At 56.9% G+C, this 20,931-nt stretch carries 3 protein-coding genes; 2 read left to right on the top strand and 1 reads right to left on the bottom strand.

Annotation, left to right across the window (positions count from 1 at the left end; translation table 11 throughout):
* Positions 1 to 277 precede the first annotated feature (277 nt).
* On the top strand, positions 278 to 1,750 hold the full coding sequence (locus ACFOW7_RS21560; RefSeq protein ID WP_378168599.1) for a hypothetical protein: 1,473 nt from the start codon (positions 278 to 280) through the stop codon (positions 1,748 to 1,750).
* 697 nt (positions 1,751 to 2,447) lie between these two features.
* Here the strand turns inward: ACFOW7_RS21560 and ACFOW7_RS21555 are convergent.
* Positions 2,448 to 3,628 (bottom strand): IS3 family transposase gene (locus ACFOW7_RS21555; protein ID WP_378168597.1). Its coding sequence is split into 2 segments (ribosomal slippage): positions 2,448 to 3,361 and positions 3,361 to 3,628, totalling 1,182 coding nucleotides; the frame shifts between segments, so codons are not numbered across the junction.
* A 1,981-nt stretch (positions 3,629 to 5,609) separates the two neighbouring features.
* Here ACFOW7_RS21555 and ACFOW7_RS21550 point away from each other — a divergent pair.
* A complete protein-coding gene (locus tag ACFOW7_RS21550; protein WP_378168595.1) occupies positions 5,610 to 20,921 on the top strand; it encodes a polymorphic toxin-type HINT domain-containing protein in 15,312 nt (5,103 codons plus the stop codon).
* Positions 20,922 to 20,931 lie beyond the last annotated feature (10 nt).

Genomic DNA, 20,931 nt, shown 5'->3' with positions numbered 1-20,931 from the left:
GTATCCAACCCCTGTCCGGCGTCTTTCCCCCCAGGACGGGCAGGAAGCAGGTGCTGGTTTCATAAGTGACTAGCGGTGAGTGCGTGTTGGCGAGCTGTGCGTACCATTGCGCCTAGGCAGAGGAAGCTACGGAACTCACCTTACGCCTGACACGACCTTCGCTACCCGCGAAGGCAGAAAAAGATGGCCAGAGCAGACAGAATTCAGTTCGGAACAAAACGCCAGATCGTATTGCTACCCTCTCTGACTGAACCTGAGTTCGCCAAAGGAGAAGTCATTGACCACACCACGTCATAACAAAAAGATCGGCCTTGAAGGCCTTGGCTATCGAAGCCGTCATTTCGATCAGCTTATTGAGCAGACCTGCCCTGCGTTCAACACGCTCGCCTCTCACGAAAAGGCCTATTTAGCTGCCGTGTTATGGGGGTGTGCCCTCCGGCGCAATGATCATCGGCGAGGGGAGAATGGACTCGTTCAGTTTCCTTGGGAGCAGAAGCAAGAGATATTCGGCAGCGCCAAGCGGTTCAACGAGATCAACGCAGCCCTGAACTGGTTCATGCTGAAAACCCGCGCCATCATTGGGAAGCGAACACAAGGCTGGGCGCTGACCACCACCAGCAAGAAGCTGATCGATCACTATGTACAGCGTGCTCGACAACCTCACGCTACCGCCCCAGAGAAGTCAACGACAGGCCTCATCAATGCAGATGGCACGGCTTATCGCCTACAGTCCGACGGCATCAGCTCGAAAACCCGAACAGGCCGAACCGCCAAGCATCCCCGCCATCTCATCAGCGCCGCCGTCCCGATCAATGATGAAGCGCTACAGGCCTTCGACGAAGCCGCGAGTATGTGGCTGAAACATCGATGTTGTCCGCCACGGTTCGAATGGGCTGCAGAAAAATGGCAGGATCTTCGCTACCGGCATCGCCAGCGCCAAGACTACTGGTACACCCCCAATCGCGTCAGAAACGTGCAAATCCAAGCGGTGGCGCTACGCGACATTGCACGGCAAACCCCTTCCGCCGGTTTTGTTATCCCAACGCGGTATGTCGAGAGTGAAGCCGGCAGGCTTTACGCAGATGGCCTGTTTAATCTGCAGACTTGTTACGGAGAAGTGCGCCGTGCCGCGTTCACGGGGTTCTTCGACCTCGACATCGAGAACTGCCATTGGACACTGCTCGCACAGATGGCTACGCGGGAAGGATTGCAGGTGCCCGCGATCGGTTACTACCTTGCCCATAAGAAACAAGTTCGTCGCGACCTGGCACACACCGCAGCGATCAGTGAAGACGACGCGAAATTCGTTCTGACAGCATTGATCTATGGCGCCACGCTCTCGGCGAAGATCGACCAGAAATACTTGGCAATCTCGCGGCAGATCGGCCAGGAGGCCGTAGAACATGTCATGCGTTTTGAACCGGTCATCGCCTTACAGCAGGATTTGAAACGGGCCAAACAAGTCACCATCGCCGCTTACCAAAAACGCTCACGTAAGAAACAGGTACTGGTCAATGACTTTGGCAACGAAATCCGCAACACGGCCAACCCAAAACAGATCCTGGCCCACCTTCTTCAAGGCGCCGAGGCCAAGGTGCTCAGCGTCCTGATGAAGCAGCTTAACGACGAGGTGGTGTTGCTTCAGCATGATGGGCTGACCTGTCGAACGGCACCGGACAAGCACGAACTGGAAACGGTCATTCTGAAAGAGACCGGATATGCCCTGGTGCTCGACATTTCCGCCCTGTAACGCCTGTTCCTGCGAGAAACAAGGAAGATCAGCTGTAACCCGCATAACAGCTGGCTTACAGCCACAATGTCCAGCAGGAAGTCAGAGGTTAATACTCCTGCCTTCTGCCTCTTCTCCTCTTCCTTCCTCCTTCCTTATGGGTGGGGTAAGCAGCGTCTCCGCGGCCCTTCCTCTCCAACGCTTGCATAACGAGGCGGATTTCACACGCGGGCGCCCCTACCACCACAACGGGAAAAACCGACGACATCGAAGTTCTACGCAGCGTCGAGCATCCGCCGCAACCGAGACGCAGACGACTGCCGGCGCAACCGACCGGTCAGAAGCCGTGTGGAAGGGAGGGGGGTCAAATCTTCAGGGCTTTTCACCCAAGGAACCGCATCCGCCCCTTTTTACGCATGGCCGCGAAATGGAAGATTTTTTCTGCGATGCGAAGGCAGCAGGGCATGCATGCAGCTACGGCAAGGCTGAGGGCGACGACTGCACGATTCAGCAGCTTGCAGACTTGGCCGGCATCCACCGCCCCGATCGATGCGTCGAAGGCATTTCATGCGCTGGTGGAGGCCCAGGTCATCACGGCGCACAAAGGGGGTTACGGTCAAATCGTCGCGATCAACGACCCGATGAAGTGGGACTTCTCCCCGTGGCAAAACGCTACGCCGACCACTACGAACGTAGCAAAACGCTACGCTTGTGGTGGTCAAGTATTTTCGGACACGACGATAGGGTGTTTTTCTGTCCAGTTACGCTCATAAGCGTTGGGCGACAGATAGCCCCGTTTCGAGTGCCGGCGCACGCTGTTGTAGAAGCCGACGATGTAGTCGGTGACGTCGCGTTTAGCCTCAGCCTGGTTGGCATAGTCACGCTGCCAGACCCGTTCCATCTTGAGGTTCAGGAAGAAGCGTTCCATCACGGCGTTATCCCAGCAGTTGCCTTTTCGGCTCATGCTCGCGCGCAAGCCATGGCGTTCGAGCAGGCGGCGGTGAGCCTCGCTGGCATACTGGCTGCCTCGGTCAGAATGCACGATCAGACCGGGTGCTGGGCAACGCTGGGTGATAGCCCTCTGCAGCGCGGAACAGACCAGTTCGGCTGGCATCGTCGGCGCCATGGCCCAGCCGACGATCTTGCGCGAGAAGAGGTCCATCACGGCGGCCAAGTAGAGCCAGCCGCTGCGTGTGCGTAGATAGGTTATGTCGGACGCCCAAGCTTGGTTAGGCGCCGCTGGTTCGAAATGCCGGTCCAGCACATTGGCCGCCGTGGGCAGGCCGTGCCGGCTGTCCGTCGTGTGACGGAATTTGCGTTTCCAAGTGGCCTGCAACCCGTGAGCACGCATAAGACGACGCACCCGGTGGCGGCCCAGCTCGATCCCTTCGCTACGCAGCGTCGCCTGCAAACGCCGACTACCATAGCAACGCCCTGAACGGACAAAGGCCGCCTGCAGCCGGACGCTGACTGGGCATACCTTGGTTTTCCGGCCGCTGCGCCGTTGAGCCGCGTAGTAACCCGACCGGCTCACTCCCAGAACCTCGCACATCCTCGCCACGTTGCCGGCCTTCTTCTGCAGTTGGGCGATGCGCCGGTAGATCACTTCAGTTCCCGGGCGAAGAAGGCCGATGCTTTTTTTAACAGCGCGTTGTCCTCGCGTAGCCGCCTCACTTCCGCCTCCAGCGCTCGAATGCGCTGCCGCTCCGCCGTCAGGGGCTTGCCGATTCCACGCTGCCCCGACAACTCGGCCTCGAACTGCCCCAGCCAGCGACGGACCGCCGTCTCACCAAGGTCCAGGTCACGACAAACCTGGCCGACACTCAGCCCCTCGTCCTTGATCATCTTCACGACCTGGAGCTTGAACTCCGCGTCGAACGTTCTGCGCTTTTTACTCATCCATTTCTCCTCGCTTGGTGAATCATCCACCTATCGAGGTGTCCGGCCAAATTAGACCACTACAGCTCAGCCGTCGCAAAACGCTACGCACAATAGATAACTCGATGCGTTCTGGGCGGTCTACCAAAAGCGCAAAGGCAAAGCGCTGGCGCAGAAGGCTTGGCAGAAGCTGGCGCCTGATGCTGACCTCAGACTGGCAGCGCGACAACGGGCAATTCATCCCACACCCTGTTACCTGTCTGAATGCCGCTGGCTGGCTCGACGACGAAGTTGTAAATGGGCAAACAAAGTATGGGAGGCGTACCCGTCGATTGCCGGCCTCGCCGAGAAGACGTGCCTCGACACCAAGACCGTTAAGACCTGCATGCGTCACCTGGTCGTCACCTGGTCGTCGCCGGGGCGATCCGGGACACCGGCGAGCGCAAAGGCGCGACGCGCCAGATTCCCGTCTACTACATCGACCATCACGCTGAAGAATTCGATTGGGACACCGCCATCAAAGGAGGCCAAAAACGGACTCCTTCAAATGATGGCGAAGAGGCCCAAAAACGGCCCTCTTTCGATGCGCAGGCAAAGGAGTCCGTTTTTACCCCCCTTACCGATGATGCTGAAGAAGCCCGGTGCCGGCCGCGATCACAAAAATCAGCAAAGCTAAGGCTGCCCCACCTCCTACGCATGAACGTACCCCCTCCTACGTTTTAACGGAGGAGCTCCTACGCGAAATCGGGAGGACGTATATCTCTCTAGCTGCGTAGACGACAACGTCAGTGATAGGTGCGAGCGTTCGTCGTCACCTTGCCCGTCCTCACCCCTGACCCCGGCTTCCGTCCCGGCGCCTACATCGAGCCGAACGCCGAAGATCGACCTAATCCAGGCCCGCGCTATCGAGCTGATGTCGCTACTGCATCAACGCGGCGCCTCCCTACCTACAAGCCCTCGACATTGCCGACCAGCAGCGTGCAGCCACAACCAGCGCTCAGCCCATCAGCTCAATCGACAGCAGTAAAGCAAGGGGACCCTGGGAGTCTCGGACTGTTGCGGGCTATCGGACCCGCGAGTTTTTGCTAGGCACAGCGCCCTATAGGGGGTTCCGCTTCCGGTTTTACTGAACCTTGATCAAAAACAATCAGTTAAGAAAAATCAGTCTCGAAAAACCGCAGAAATTTCTGCAGGAAGTCGGAAGAGGGGTTCCGGTTTAACGTCCAGGGGGAGGGGGCATAAAATCCTTCGCAACCACGACCAGAAGGTCGAACGAGCGCTTCGGCACATTTTTATCGCCGCGAAATTAAATTTTTGGGGTGCAGAAAATACGACGCGTTCCCGGCTCGGCACACGCGGCGGACAAACCTGCTTTGTCACGTCGAATCCTCTGCAACGCTCGTTCACGACCACTAAGACCAGTCCATCGTAGGTGACCACCCTTTCCCACCGCCGAGCCCACGAAAGCTGGTGGTACTTGACCATCATCGTTGACCTGTTCTCGAGGCAAGTGGTGGGTTGGTGGTCCATGGGCAACCGCATCGACACGATATCCGTACGCAGGTAGGCATAGACAGCGCGGGAAGCGCACTCGCCTGCTGTTTTTACCGCCCCTCACGTTATTCTTGGTGGCGTAACAAAAAAATGGCTTCTCCCTAAACTACTGACGGGTTGCTTACGACCTATTAGGTAGAAGGGGAAGATTCCCCCAGCTTGGGACAGTCCAGCTGTTGCTGAGTGGAGCATTATCTGCCGACGTTGGTCGGTGACTTGTTTGAGGATGGAAGGTTTTTCATGCAGTCAGTCTATCGACTTCCTTATATGGCAGCGGTCTCACTTCTGGTCGCCCCGCCACTTCTACCTATTCGGTAGAACCTTCGTTTTGTCGCGCAGCCTTCCTGCGCCCTCTGCACACGCTCAACGCTTAGTCATCACCAGGAAATAAATAATTCCGCCTTTACAGGGCGCCTCTTTTCTTGGACATATAAAGATAGGAAAAATTATGGTCGCGATTGTTGTCGGTCAAGGTACGGGTTTGTTCGAAGGCAAAGTGGCGCCAAGCTTCGGCGGCAGCCTGGGGACAGCGCAGCACGGACGAGGCAAAGAGAATGTCTACGTCAACGCGGCGCACGGCAACTTGGTGTTGCAGCGTCAGGACGAGTGGTTGGTGGGACGAGGCAGTAGCGTAGCGATGGTTCGCACCTACAACAGCCAAGGCCAACTGCAGGACGACAATAGCGATCGCTGGTGGTTGTCGGATTATCGGCGCATCACCCTTGATCCCAAGACAGGCACCCTCACGCGTATTACCGCTGATGGTTCGGCGCAGCGCTTTACTGCCGAGGGCGACCGCTATATCAGTCACGATGGCGACGGCGCCCGCGATACGCTGAGCCAACCTGATGGCTCAACTTATCTCTGGACTGAGGGCAGCTCGGGCATCACCGAGACTTATACCGCCGTTGCGAATCCGGACAATCCGGATCAGCCACTCGCATATCGTTTGACCTCGCGCACCGACCGCAATGGCAATACGACGACCTATCGCTACGATGACAGCACGGGGCTACTGAGTTCGGTCGTAACGGCCAATGACGAAGTGGTGGAGTTCTTCTACCAAGGTCGTCAATTGGTCAAAGAAGATGTGCTCTACCACAGCGAAGACGGCCTCAAAAGACGGACAAGCACCCATTACCGCTATGACGCCCAAGGCCGCCTTGACCAGGTCACGGTGGATCTGACCCCGGACGATAATGACCTCAACGTCGGCGGGACCTACACCACCACTTACGAATATCAGTCGCTGACGAGCAATACGCTCAAATCGATGACCCAGACCGATGGGACGCGGTTGGTCTTCGAGTACGCCACGGGCGCCGATGGCCTCGAGCGTATTCAATCGATTACCGATGCCCTGGGTCGACTGACCCGCTTTGACTACGACGTAGCAAAGCGCGTCACGACGGTGACCGATCCGATGGGCTATCAGACCCGTTATGGCTATGACGCGGCCGATCGCTTAACCTCGGTCGTGGGGCCGACGGTTGAGGGCGTTGCCCAGACTTTCTCCTACCAATACGACGACCAGGGCAATCTCACCCAGTCCGTCGAACAAGGCGTAACCGTCGATTACGACTACGACGCCAACGACAACCTGATCGAAGAGCGCAATCCGAGCACGATCATCTTGCGCCGATACGGCGCACAGAACGAGTTGCTGCAAGAAACCGTCAAGTCCACCAAAACCGACGGTTCGCCGACGCTGACTAGCCGGTTGATCTACGACGCCCACCAGAACCTGCGCTTTACCGTCAGCGCCGAAGGCCGGGTTGTGGAATATCGCTATAACACTCAAGGCCAGCGTACCCAACAGCTTCGCTACGCCCAAGCGCATTACGATATGGGGGCGCCGACAAGCGACACCGTATTCACCCTGGATCAGCTCACCACGTGGGCCGCGACAAATTCGGCCACCGCGACAGAACAAGAAAGCTACGAGTACGACCTGCGTGGCCAACTCAAGACGGTGACCACCGCGCCGGGGACCGATCATGCCAACAAGACCCAGTTTGTCTACAACAGTGCTGGTCAGTTGCTGACTCAAATTGACGCCAACGGCAATCAGACCAGTTTCAGCTTTGACGGCTTGTGGCGGGTCACTAGCACCACCAATGCGCAGGGCGTAATAACGCAGACGATTTACGACGATGCCGGCAAGCGGATCGAGCGTCGTTTCGGCGAGATGAAGCAAGACGGTCAGGTCATCGCCCATGCTATTCGCCTCGATACCGAAATCTACGACGCGACCGGGGCATTGCTGAGTAAAGTCCAGGGTGGGCGTTTGCCGGATGCGTCGGAATTGACCGTCGGCACTGAGCTGACAGCATTACCTACCGCGCCCCTGGGCAAGTCGGGCGTCATTGAGTCAACGACGGTTCAACGCATTGGCTACGACCCCAATGGCCAGGTTCGCTTCATGGAAAGTGGCGATCCCAGCCAACCCATTCGCACGCACTACCTCTACGATGCCATGGGCCGTCGTGTTGCCGAAATTGACGGCACGGGGGGCATGGTCGAGTACCGCTACGATCGCCACGGTCGTCAGCGGCAACGGATTGCCTATGCTGAACGGCTTTCCTCTGAGCAGTTGGCCCGCTTGCTTGACGACGAACAGCGTGCGACGTCGCTCGGTGGTGCGGCCGCAGTCCCACTGAGCGTGGCTGATTTACGCCCCGTCGCGGACCAGGCGCGCGATATGGTGCAGTGGACGTTCTACGACCGCGCCGGCCGGCAGACCAAACAGCTCGACAGCTTGTTGTATCTGACGGAAAAGCAAGTCGACGCCGCTGGTCGTGTGATCGCCGAAGACCAGTACGACCGTGCCCTCAATACCGACACCGCCCCGGTCAAAATCGATCTAGAAAAGGTGGAGTTTGCTGACGAGGTGTTTCTGCGCGAAATCAGCGCATCACGCCTGACCCGCCACTTCTACGACGACGATGGCAAGCTGATCGGGGAACTCGACGCTGCGGGCTATCTGACCCGTTTCGAGTACGACGATGCGGGCCGCTTGTGGCATACCGTACGTTACGCCACGGCGGCGAACGGCACATCGGACGCCCATGGCAAGCACGGTACGCGTCGAACGATGACACTGGCGCAGTTGGTGCCCGCTGAGAATGTGGAGCAGGATCAGCATCACTATCGCGTATTCGATGATCGCGGTCTGCTGATCGGCGAGATTGATGCCGAGCGCTATCTGACGGAGTACGAATATGATCTGGCCGGCAACAAGACGGCCCAGATCCGTTACGGTCATCCTGTCGCAGCCGTACCGGCGAGTTCGCATGTCGCGATAACGACCTTGCGTCCAGCGGATACCAGCGCACAGCAGCGGACCCACTTCACTTACACCACGCTCAACCAACTTGCCGAGACGCGGGAGCGCCAAGACGGGGAATCCCTCAACCTCAGCACACGCTATAGCTACGACCGCTTGGGCAATTTGGTACTGACCGCGCAGGGCAAGAGTGGGGAGAACGACGAGGCGAGCGTTATCGCCTTGTCGGAGGTCGATTACCACCAGCGTCGAGTCACGCTGCGCCGTTACGATCTGCAGGGCCGCGTGATCGCTGAAATCTCTGGTGAAGGCGTCAAGGCGCTACAAGCCGCCCTTGATGAATCAGCACGCGATGCGATCTGGCTGCAATACGGCACCTTCCACCAATACGATAGCGCCGGCCGCAAGCTTGCAAGCTTAGTGCGCGATCCCGAGCAGCCCAGTCGGATTCTACGGACCACGTTCTTCTACGACCCTGCTGGGCAGTTGTTGGCAACGGTCAATCCTGACGGAGAACTGACCACCATTCGCTACGACGGCCAAGGCCGGGTGCTGGAGACACGGGCGTATGTCACCCGTATTGCCGCGGCGGTGGTGAACGAACTGCGCGGTGGTGTGCAGACGGAACGGGTACTGTTTGGCGATGGCAAGAACCAGCCAGGCTTGCTGAAGCTTGCGTCACTCGAAAGCGCCACGGATCGGATCGTACGCTATCGTTACGACGCTCGCGGTCAACGGGTTGAAGTTCGCGATGGACTAGGGTTTGCCACGGTCTCTGAGTACAACGCCTTCAATGAATTGAAGCGGACGAAACAAGCTATCGCGTCCGCGACAGACGACCCCGTCACAGGGAAGCAGCCCGCCAAAGTGCGGGTGACTGACTACGATTACGACGCACGTGGTTTGCGTACTCAGATCACTGAAGCACTGCCGATCGAAGGACAAAGTGGCAATGCTGTCGCGCCCGAGAAGCAACGTATCAGCTTCACGGTTTACGATGCTTTTGGTCGCGTCGTCGGCGAACTTGATCCGACGGGCGTCGTCACTCAGCGCAGCTATGACCGATTGGGCCGGACCTTATCGATTACGGTCGGTGGCACGGTTAATGGAGAAGGCAAGGTGGTGGGCCAACAAAGCCGTTCCACCATTGAGTACGATGCCTTCAGCCGCGTGCTCACCAAGCGCGATGCTCTGGGTAATACCACCCGCTACCAATATTCGACCAACGCCTACCAGTCTTCTGGCGCCTATCGGCAGACGTCGATCATCAGCCCCGAAGGCGTGGAAACCCGGCGTCAATACGACCTGTTTGGCCAGCTGCTGATCGAAGAAGTCAACGGTGGTGAAGCTCGCTACCGCTATGACCTCAATGGTCGGGTCATTATGGCGTCGCGCCTGGAGCGCATCCGTGCTCACTGGGAAGATACCCCCTGGTCCGTGTCGGAGATCGATCAGCCCGGTAAAGAGGCGTATACCCAATGGAAGATCGCGTTTCCCAAAGAAGGCGAGTCGGGCGAGAGCCAGGCCATTGATACCCAGACCAAAAAATTCTATTCAACTGAACGCTCTTTCTACGATGCGCTGGGGCGGCGGGTTCTGAGCATCGAGACGGTCTCCCTGCGGGAGAAGTGGGACGACTCAAATGATCGGGATTATCTGATCGATGCCGGCCCGGAGTACGAACGGGCCACGGTTCGACGTTTTGATGCAGCCGGTCGGGTGATCGAATCAATCTTGGACCCGGCGGTGCCACAGAACCCCCACGGGCTCAACCGTAAGACCCGTTACCAGTTGAATGGTCTAGGCCAAATCATCGAGGAAACAGCACCGAACGGTACGGTGACACGCACTGAGTATGACGCCAATGGCCGCGTTACAGCCGTGGTGGTTGATCCCGCAGGCCTCAACCTACGCACCGAATTTCAGTACGACGGCGTTGGTCATCAGATCCGCGTTATCGAAGGCGTGATGGCGCCGGACAAAGCGCCTGTGGGCTATGAGCCCAAGGTCACCGAGTATGAGTACGATTTACTGGGCCGTCGTTATCGCGAAACCGTTCGGGGCGATAAATACACCTTCGACACCGTCACCACCTATACCTACGACGCCGCTGACCGAGTGATTGCCCGCGTGGTTCAGCAAGCGAGCAATATGGATGGAGGAACCGCTGACCGGACGCTCTACGTCTACGACGACCACGGCCGCAAGACCCATGAAATCAATGGCATGGGCGAAGTGACCGAGATGGTGTATGACGCAGCCGACCGTATCGTAACCTTACGTCGCTATGCCAACCGCTATAACCCGCAGACCCCGATCAATACGGCGGCGGCGCGGGCCCAGTTCTTGGCGAACCTCAAGCCCAACAATCCATTCGACCAGGTTACCCATTCCCTCTACAACCGTGATGGTCAGCTCTGGGTCACGATTGATGCCGAAGGGGGGGTGACAGAGCGACAATACGGCGCCCAACGGATCGGCATGAATGGGCCAGGCTTGTTGGCAAAGGAAATTCGTTACGCCAAGCGTTTCGAGTTTGACATCACGATGCCCACCACGACGCAGTTGGACCCGCAATTAGTCCGGAACTTCTTGGACCAAAACCAGCGGAGCGCCGAGGCACAGGTCACGACATATCAATATGATCTGCGGGGCCGCCAAATCGACGTCAGACGAGGTCGCCTCGACGAGAGGATGCCTACCCGGGTGTCCTTCAGTCGTTACAACTATTTTGGCGAACTGGAATACACGGAAGACGCCGCCAAAAACCGTACCGAATACCGCTACGACGCCGCCGGCCGCCAGATTGAAGCCACGGATGCCCTGGGCAACGTCACGCAGACGATCTACGATGATCGCGGCCGTACTCGTGAAGTACGGCAGTGGAAGCTGCCAAGCCGCGTATGGGGTAGTGGCACCCTCATCTACCGTCCCAACGGGCTGGCGACTTACTACGGGGCACAAGGCGAGCGTTTTACGATACGCGTGGGCGCGTCAACCGATAACCCCGGTGGTTTCCCGCCACCGATCCTGGGGGAAGGCGGTGGTTTCCCACCCCTGGGCCTCAACGGCGGTATGCCCTCGCCCAACAGCGAGCCCATGCCCCTCAATTTGACCCAGGGTACGCCGGATGAGCTGGCTCGGTTACTGGCTAACGCCAGTCCGACCTTACGTACCTATCTCGCCCAGCAGTTTGGGATTCGCTTTCGCTATGTCTTGTCCTCACTTGGCGGCCAAGCAGAGGTCGATACCAGCGTCGCGGCATTACGCGCTGCTTGGACTGCGGTCTTCCAAGCACCGGTAGAGGGTCCAGCCAAGCTGCGGGTGACGGATCGTAATGGTCAGCGGGTCGATCTGCTCGAAGGCCAGATGCATACGAATGGCCAACTCAGCGTGCGGATGCCCAATGGCGAGGAGCGCCTGTTCCACGCCCACGACGATATCGTGACGCTGCTGACCCAACTGCCCCCCTTCGCTCGCAGCGTCCAAGCGGCGTTGGGACTGGAAATTCACTACGACACATCGGTTAACGCCGCCTTGCTGGACGCGATCAATACGATCAACAGCACGCTGGAAACTGCCAAGACACAGGCCACGAGTCCAGTGTTGCAACAGGAATTCGCCTTTGGCAAAGGCCGGCTGCGTTGGACCAGCGAATACCGCGACACGCCAGTCATCGGTGAGGAGGGTCAGCCACAGTATCAGTACTGGAATTTCGCAGATCGCTTTACCTACCTTCCCGACGGTCAGACCGATGCCATTGATCTGGGCGACCGCTTGTATGAGTGGGAGGTAATGCAGGCCATGCAGGCCGCGAAACCTTTCAAAGACGCCATGGCCGAAGGGTTCGGCCTAACGCGGCAATGGCAACAGGTGCTGGATCAATCAGCCCTGAGTGGGAATGGCAAGTTCGCCTCGGCAGAAGAGGCCATGGTGGCGTGGGCGAACCAAATCACCGAGATCTTGCCGCCCCCGGTGCATGAGGCGGGCCAAGACCAGGTGGTCCGCTCTGTCTATGACGCGGCTGGCCGTCTGGAACGCACGCTAACTGGCCGTGGCGCCGATGTGGCTTCGCATTGGACTGCTCAGCAAAGTGATGGCCAAGTACTGGTAGAGAAGTTTGGCTACACCGCGCAGGGCCAAAAAGCGTGGTACCAGAACACGCGGGGCGGGATCACCAATTATCAATACGACCGTCAAGGTCACTTGGTGTATGAGTTCGCACCCAGCGAGCGGATGCTGTCGCGCACCAGCGTGGACAAGCCTTACGACCAGATGAACCTCAACGAGTCGAGTCTGGTGAAATGGTATCGCTACGATGGCGCAGGGCGTCTCAAGAAGATCGTGCAAGGTCTGGAGAAGGTCCCTGACAGCGTCTCCCATATCGATCCGTATGCGCAGGTCACCGATTTTGGCTACGATGCGGCTGGGCGACAAAACACCGTCGATCGGCAGTACAACCATTTCACCAGCCCCATCGACTACACCGAACGCCTGGGCCTGATTGCTGAGACTGGCAACCGCCTCAAAGCCTTCTTTGCCTTCAACCACAATGGCGACGCCGTCAAGAATCCGCTCAGTACGCTGACGCAGTTCGATGCCTTCGGCAATGCCATCATATTTACCGACCAAGCGGGCAATACGTCTTACAAGACTTACGACCGCCTGGGCCACGTTCGCTTCGAAATCGATGCAGAGGGCGGCATCACTGAGTACCGCTACGACACCTTCGGCAACCGTACCGAACAGATTCGTTATGCAGTACAGCTCGACGCCACCCAACGGCTCTCGATCCAAGGTGCGCTACAGAACGGCAGTGCGACCAAACTGATCAGCGACATACTCGCCAAGACTTCACTGCCGAACCGCAAGCTGACTTATGTCTACGACGCGTTCAACCGCGTAGAAAAAACCATCGAGCCACAAGCTACCCAGTTCTCGCTGGGGGCTGATGGTCGGAGCCAATTGGCACTGCTGAGCGGCAAAACCACCCAGAACCGCTATGACGCACGCGGTTTACTGACCAAACAATCGGTGTCGGTGGATGCCAAGTTGGTCAATGGCGTGGAGGAATTGGTCTTTGCGGATACCTATTTCTTCTATGACGAGTTAGGTCGCAAGGTGGGGTCGATTGACGCTGAGGGCGGCGTCAGCGCTTGGGTTTACAACGACCGCGGCGAACTGAGCCAAGAAATTCAGTACGCGACCCGAGTGGAAGTTGGCGCTTGGCTGGATACGGCCACACTCGAAGATGTGCTGGGTAAGGTCATCCCTATCAATAGCCCCACGGGACAGCGGACACGGATTGCCACCACAGAGTACGACGCCTTCGGCCACGCCATCAAAACAAAAGGCTTCGGCGAGGTATACGCCACCGAGCGCCGCTTCGACCCAGCCGGCAATGAAGTCGTTACCATCGATGCGCGCGGCAATGAAACCTTCCGCTTCTTCGATCAGTTGGGCCGCGAGCGCTACACCCTGACCGCCAGTGGTGTGCGTAATGGGGAAGTGGTGTTTACTGCCACCCGCACGCTCTACGACCCCAACGGCAATCCGGTCGACATCGTCCGCTTCGGCCAGACCTATCCACGTAGTGCCTTGCTGGCACTGGCGAACCAAGGCCCAATTGAGCAAATCCCGTTGGCTGTGCTCGACCAGCTAGGCTTATTGCGCAATAGCAAGGGCGAGATCGACTGGCGTGTGGTGGATCCTAACAGCCGTACCGAACAGCGCGAATACGACCGCTGGGGACATGTATTGTTTACGCGGGTGTCGCAAGGCAATGCGGCGACCAATGATTTTGCGACGACCCAAGTCTCGGCATTCACCTACGACATGTTGGGCCGTGTGTCGTCTGAAATCAACCTGGTGTCCGATGAGGTGCCCAAAGACAGCTCGCTGAGTGGGCTGGGTCGTACCGAAGGCAATCACCAGATTCGGCTGTTCAAGTACGACAAAGTAGGTCGTCAGATCGCCACGCGAGAGATGTGGAATTCGCTGATCAACGTACCGCAAGCGCCGACTACCTCGGGCCCAACTCCCACGCCGACACCAACTCCCACGCCAACGCCGACACCAACTCCGACACCAACTCCGACACCAAGCCCGGTGCCGACGCCGGAACCCACGCCGACACCGGTTCCGACACCGAGTCCCACTCCAACGCCGACGCCGACGCCGGATCCGTATCCCAAGCCGACTCCTGACAGTGTGGGGGGCGGGCTCCCATTGGCCGAGGAGGCTGCCAAACAGTTGGCCTTACCTCATGCACACCAGTTAGAAACGACCGTCACCTACAACGCATTCGGCGAAATCGTGTCACGCCAAGTGGGCAGTAGCAAAATAGGCGAAGCCCTACAGCATCAAGAGGTCGCTCACTATGACTTCGATGACGCGGGCCGCCTGTGGCGCAAAACCGAGAACGGCATTACGAGCGTCTACTTCTACAACCAGTCCGGCTGGGAAACAGCGCGCGTCATTGCGAACCCAGACGCCCAGGATACGGCGCGGGCCGACCTGCTGAAATCGGGGGATTATGCCCAGACAGTCGCTTTGGTGGACGATGCGGTTCGAGATGTGGAGGGCGTAAATGCCAGTTTCCGCCGGGTTTACAGCCGCTACGACCACCTGGGCCGCAAAGTCGAGGAGCGTACGCCCATTTTCATCGACAAGGTCAACACAACCACGCCGGGCCTGGACTTAAAGCCCGCCGAAATGGCAGAACCGAAGTTCACCGTACTGCGCTATAGCACGCCCTACGATTACGGAAATCCGAACGATGCGGACAAAGTCATCAAGTATGAAGTATCCGTTGAACTGCCAGTGCCGCCGAATAGTGGAGCACAGAGCTATCTAATCAACGGGGTGATGGTTGCCACCTTGGCCGGCACCCCATACCGGTTCGCTTTGGTTCAAAAGGCCCAGAGCTCAGCGCAGAGTAGCGACCGCCTGCAGTTTGAATTAACGCTGGCGACGACCCTCGACAATCCTAGCCAACCGCTGCCGCCTGTGCTGATTGACGCCGTAATCAACCAACGCACGCCCATCACATGGAAGGTAGAAAGTCCGGTTTCGATTAAGCAGCAACAAAACGGTCAATGGGTGGACCTGCCGACCCGACAACAACCCACGGTGAGTTTGCCCGCTGAGCTGGCAGACGGTCGAGCGGTATGGGTGCGAGTACAAGACGGGGCGGGGTGGAAGGTGATCCCACCCAAAGCGGGCCATCAGGAAAATGGCGGCTATATGGCCAACCTGACCCTGGATGCCTTTGGCCTCAATCAAGAAGGTGAAACGCGCGTGGTGCAGTTGCTCGCCGTGGCGCCGGGTATCCAGATCACGTCGGATATAAGCGATACCGCCTTGGCGGCCCTGGTGACAGGCCACGCCGAATATATCGTCAGCCGTCAAGCCAATAAGGCTGTGGTCAATACGGCGACGGTCGCGATGACGTGGGAACGTAAGCTACGTCCCATCCAAACCACCCGTTACGACCGCTGGGGCAACGTATTGGAACGGGTCGATGTCGATGGCGCCAAACGCACCTGGCTCTACAACGACCGCAATCAGATTGAGGAAACGCGCGGCCCGAAAGTGGGCAGTGTCGATCGTAGGGGCATCTATCGGGAGGCTTCACAAATCCTGAGCTACCAATACGATGCGTGGGGCAATCGAACTGAACAGGTCGATGGCAATGGCAACCACTTAGTCACCGCCTACGACCGTTTCAACCGCCGCCTTGCGGAGACGCGCCTCAACAGCACCGAGCAGCTGAAAGCCTGGACTTATGACGAATTCGGTCGTCTCGCGACCGAACAGCTCGACAACGGCTTGGCCGCCACGAACTACCACTACAACGCGCTTGATCAGGTGATGGAATCGTGGCGCGAAGCCTCGGCCAACGATCGCATCGATACGTTACGGCTGGTGACGCGCTATCGCTACGACGGCTTGGGCCGTCGCATTGAAGAGCGTCGCTATGCCACCAGTGCCGGGGCGTATGTGAATACTGGGCAAGCCAGCGATATGGACATCAACTCGTCCAATCAGCAGATCCTCAGCTATAGCTACGACACGCTGGGTCGACTGGTCCAGAGCGACACCACAGAGCTGTCGGCAGAGCGACTACTCGCCGGCCAGAGAATCAATACAGACTACGGTGTCCGTCGTCAGTACGACTATGATGCCCTCGGTAATAAGATTGCACAGCGCGACTTCAATATCGATCACGATGGCAACCTGATAGATCGATCGAAGAACCATCAGCACCCAGCCATTGCCACACAGTCCTGGCATTACCTTGCTGGGACGACCTTGCTCGATAGCTATACCGATCTGGGCGGCAACCGCCACGACTATCGCTATGCCGCCGGTACCGGTTTGATGCAGAGCGAATCTGTCCAGAATCTAGACAAGACGACAGGGAGCAAGGTTTATCGCTATGACAGTGCCGGCCATCTGGTGGAAGTAAGGGAGGCCTCCACAGGCCAAGCAGAGAAAGTTCAAACCACCCGTTACGACATCCAGAATCGCGCGATCCACGAGCAAGTAACGCAAGGCCACGTCAGTTGGGCACAGAGTAGTCAGTACGATGTGGCCGGTCGCTTGACGCAGGTGGGTGCCAAAGGCGTCGCCACTTACTATCTCTACGATCGAGCGGACAACCGCCGTGCCATCTTTGGCCACGCGCAAGAAGAAAACACTTGGGGGGGATCTGCCAAGTGGTATGACTATGACGATCTTAACCGCCTCACGATTAGCCAAGGGGCCTTGACGAGCGCGGGGGTCGCCGCGGCAGATGGGAATCAGTACTGGAAGAGCTCGACTTCGTCCATTGGGTTAACGCTCAAAGATGGCCAACAAGTCACGGTCACCGACGTGGACTTTAATCCGGCAGCCTTGGGAAGTGGTGGCACTTTGATCACCTACCGAGGCAGCGGCCAACGCCGTGACACGATGCATATCGGCAAGATGGCGGGTGGCACATGGTCACAAACGACCATCTATCAGTACGACGGCTTCGGACGATTGGTGAAACAGGAACTGGGCTGGAACGGCGGAAACAAAGACGTCCAACAGTGGCAGTACGACTACCAGAACCGCCCGGTGCGCGAAGACCAGGAAAGTTTCCAACTGGGCACTCGGGTTAACCGCAGCCAGCGCTTGAATTACTACGACGCCGACGGCCGGGTAGTGAGGCAATACGCCAATGCAGAAAAGGATGGCGCGCAACTGGTCTGGAACGGCAACAGCGAAAAGCTATCTGAAAAACCCGGTGCTGCCGAACTGCAATACGTTGAATACTTCTACGCGGGGGATCGCCTGGAGCGCTATGCCATTAAGGGCGGTAAGAACTCCGACGGCACACCGGCCAACGACGAAAGGCACGAGTTCTCTTATAAGGGCTTCAATTCGTGGCGCGAAGCCTCGCACTATCGTAAGTCGGAAGGACCGGCTACGCCGACGGGGCCAAGGGAAGGGGCGTCCAGCTCGGTATTCGATGCCTTTGGCAATGTGGTGCTCATCAATGACGACTTCGCGTATTACAACGAGCGCCGTCTCTATAACAACACTGCCGGCCAAATCATTGCCAAGGTGGAATATGGCTCGGAGATCCTGCCGGCTACCCCGACCTCCCCGGGAGGCCGTGGACCGCAAGTACAAAAGGTACAAACCTATGCCGTGGTCAACGGTGCAACGGTGGCATCGAACGGCGAGGGAGTGGGAGGTACTGAGTTCGACTGGAACTACATTGGCCCACAACAATCGGTCGGTCCACTGACGAGCCAGTCACGCTATACAGTCAAGCGCGGTGACACACTGGAAACCATCGCAGGCTCAGTCTGGGGTGATGGAAAGCTGTGGTATCTGATCGCCGATGCCAATGGCCTCAAAGACCGTAAGGAGGGATTGATCGAAGGGCTGCAATTGCAGATCCCGAACGTCGTCAATGCGGCCAACGATGCCAGCGTGTTCCGACCACACCATCCTAACGAACTCATCGGCAGTACTGAGCCGACACTTTCGCCACCACCACCATTCCCTCGTCCTCAAGGCTGTACGACAGGACAAATCGTCATGATCGTTGTGGCGGTTATCGTGACAGTCTGGACACAGGGAGCCACCTCTAACTATTTCACGAGCTTATTGGGCAGTGAAATAGCTGGTGCGGCTGTCGCGGGGGCAGTTGGTGCCGCGGCCGGCTCGGTCGCCAGTCAAGGGGTTGGCATTGCAATCGGCGTACAAGACCGCTTTAACTGGAGTCAGGTAGGTAAAGCCGCCTTGTCGGGTGCCATCTCGGCTGGGGTGGCAGAGTACATGGGAGCCGGAGGAAGCAGTTTCGGCAAGGAGTTCTTTGATAAGGTCGATGCGCCAGGCTTCGTGCGACAGATGGCGACTGCGGCAATCTCTCGAGGATTGACGGATGGCTTGATGTCTCTTGCAGGGGTTGGCAGCTTTAGCTGGCGCAACGTGGCTGCCGCTGCGATAGCCGCTCCTGTCCGTGGTGCGATTGGCAATTACTTGCTGGGCACTGATCCATCTCATCCTGGGGCTGGATGGGTAGGTAACAAGTTCATCGGCAATTTCATGGATCGGCTAGCAGGTGGCGCTGTTGAGCGCACCGTACAGGTCAAATTGGACGGTGGTGGCAAGATCGGTTTTGGGCAAATTGCAGCCAATGCCTTTGGTGAAACCTTAGGTAATGATTTGCTCGGAGTCTCAGGCAAAAATCGAACTTACTATTTACCAGAAGCCAATAGAAGAGAGATTGCTGCTCAGGCACAGGGTGATGGTTCATTCAGAACAGGGGAGGATTTGACCAATCCCTATATTGATGCGCTTAACGCTGGCAAAGGCATCAACCCACCGTCGGCAGAACAAAGAAATATTTCGGCAAAAGGCAAAGGCTATCTAAAGCTCTATAACGAGAAAACAGGAGGATGGGATTACCTCCCCACTTCCCAAGAAGAGGGCACCATTAAGTGGAGTGCGGATCAAAGCGCCATTGTAAAGGCTGGCCCCAATAAAGTTATCGCTTATACAGAACAAGAGCTAAGTCGGTTGCCAGATAAACCTGTGCAATTGGATGAAGTAAGTATCTCCAGGCCAGATAGTATTTCGCTAGGAGAAATCAAGACCAATGGTACAAATCTTGATGCAGCAATTGAGGAGCTCAAGTATAGAATTGCTCATACTGATTATGGCAATACCTCAACGCCCTTTGGAGTATATGGCCCAGATGATGGTATGAACAATATTCTGTTGGGAAAACTCAAAGACTCAACAAAGAATTTTATTGCCGAGACGGGAAATTGGTTTGAGAAACAAGGAGGGATAGTTGGTACGGTTGGCCATGCCTTAGCAGGCGCAGGTTATGTTACCGCAGAAATCCTACAACCTGGGAGCCTTCGAGACGCTAAGTTAATGGCTGCGGCCCCTTACCTTGGGAAGATGATTTCTCCTGCTATTAGCTTGGCTAATAAGCTTCCTATACTGGGCGCAGATGTTGGCCAGGGAATCGCCCGTCTCTCAGGGAGTGCTAGTGAGCGCTTGGCATCTGCTTGGTGTCAGGTTAGCTCCCTCGATTCAGTACAGGTTTTGCGTAAGATCTGGAACCCCGGCGCGTGTTTTGTGGCCGGCACTCTAGTGCACACGAAAAGTGGTCTAAAGCCGATCGAGGAGTTGATTGCTGGTGAGCTAGTACTATCTCAGCCCGAAAATTCAGGGAGAATAGGTTGGCGTAGGATTGTTAAAACTCTTAGGTTTGAAGATAAGCCCGTTGTGGAAGTGGCTTATCAAAGTGAATCTGGCCAAATCGAAAGAATATTAGCAACCCCGAATCATCCATTTTGGGTACAAAATATTGGCTGGACAGCTGTTGAACAGCTTGAGCCAGGAAACAAACTGGAGCTTATTGAGCATCAGCCAGCCACAGTCATCACTGTAGAAGCCACAGGAACACTACAAACCGTCTACAATTTCGAGGTTGAGGGCTTCCATACTTATTATGTAGGTGAGTTGGGAGTATGGGTACACAATACAAACTGCCTTGAAGAAAGGCTAACAAAACTTGCTGGGATGGCAACGCCTCTTGATCCAAAAGGATATAGCGTAGTCTATGAAACCAGCCTGAGTAGCGAAACACTAGCTATCCGATCAAGGGGAGCTCACTTTAAAGCAGCAAATGAGAAACTATTAAACGACGTTAACAACGACAATCAACTGGATGAAATGATTGAACTCATGATTCCGAACTATAGAAAGAGAATAGAAGGTACAAGAGTAGTGGCTAAATCGGTTAGCCCTAGCTCCGACTTTACATGGCATCACGTCCCCGGTTCCACTAGAATGCAGTTGGTATGGCGATACCAGCATGAGCAAGGAAAAGGTATCCCTGAATGGAATGCTGCTTGGCAACAACTATTCCACCCAGGCAATCGTGGTGGGTATGCTGATGGGGCAGCAGCAGAATGAGGAAAAAGAA

Origin of the sequence: Chitinimonas lacunae (assembly GCF_042650885.1) — a bacterium.
GTDB lineage: Bacteria > Pseudomonadota > Gammaproteobacteria > Burkholderiales > Chitinimonadaceae > Chitinimonas_A > Chitinimonas_A lacunae.
Note: the sequence above shows the minus strand (reverse complement) of the source record. Positions and strands in the feature narration are given on the sequence as shown.

Bases quoted from the DNA above. Each gene is read 5' to 3' on its own strand.
- ACFOW7_RS21550 (WP_378168595.1), top strand. From the start codon at position 5,610: ATGGTCGCGATTGTTGTCGGTCAAGGTACGGGTTTGTTCGAAGGCAAA.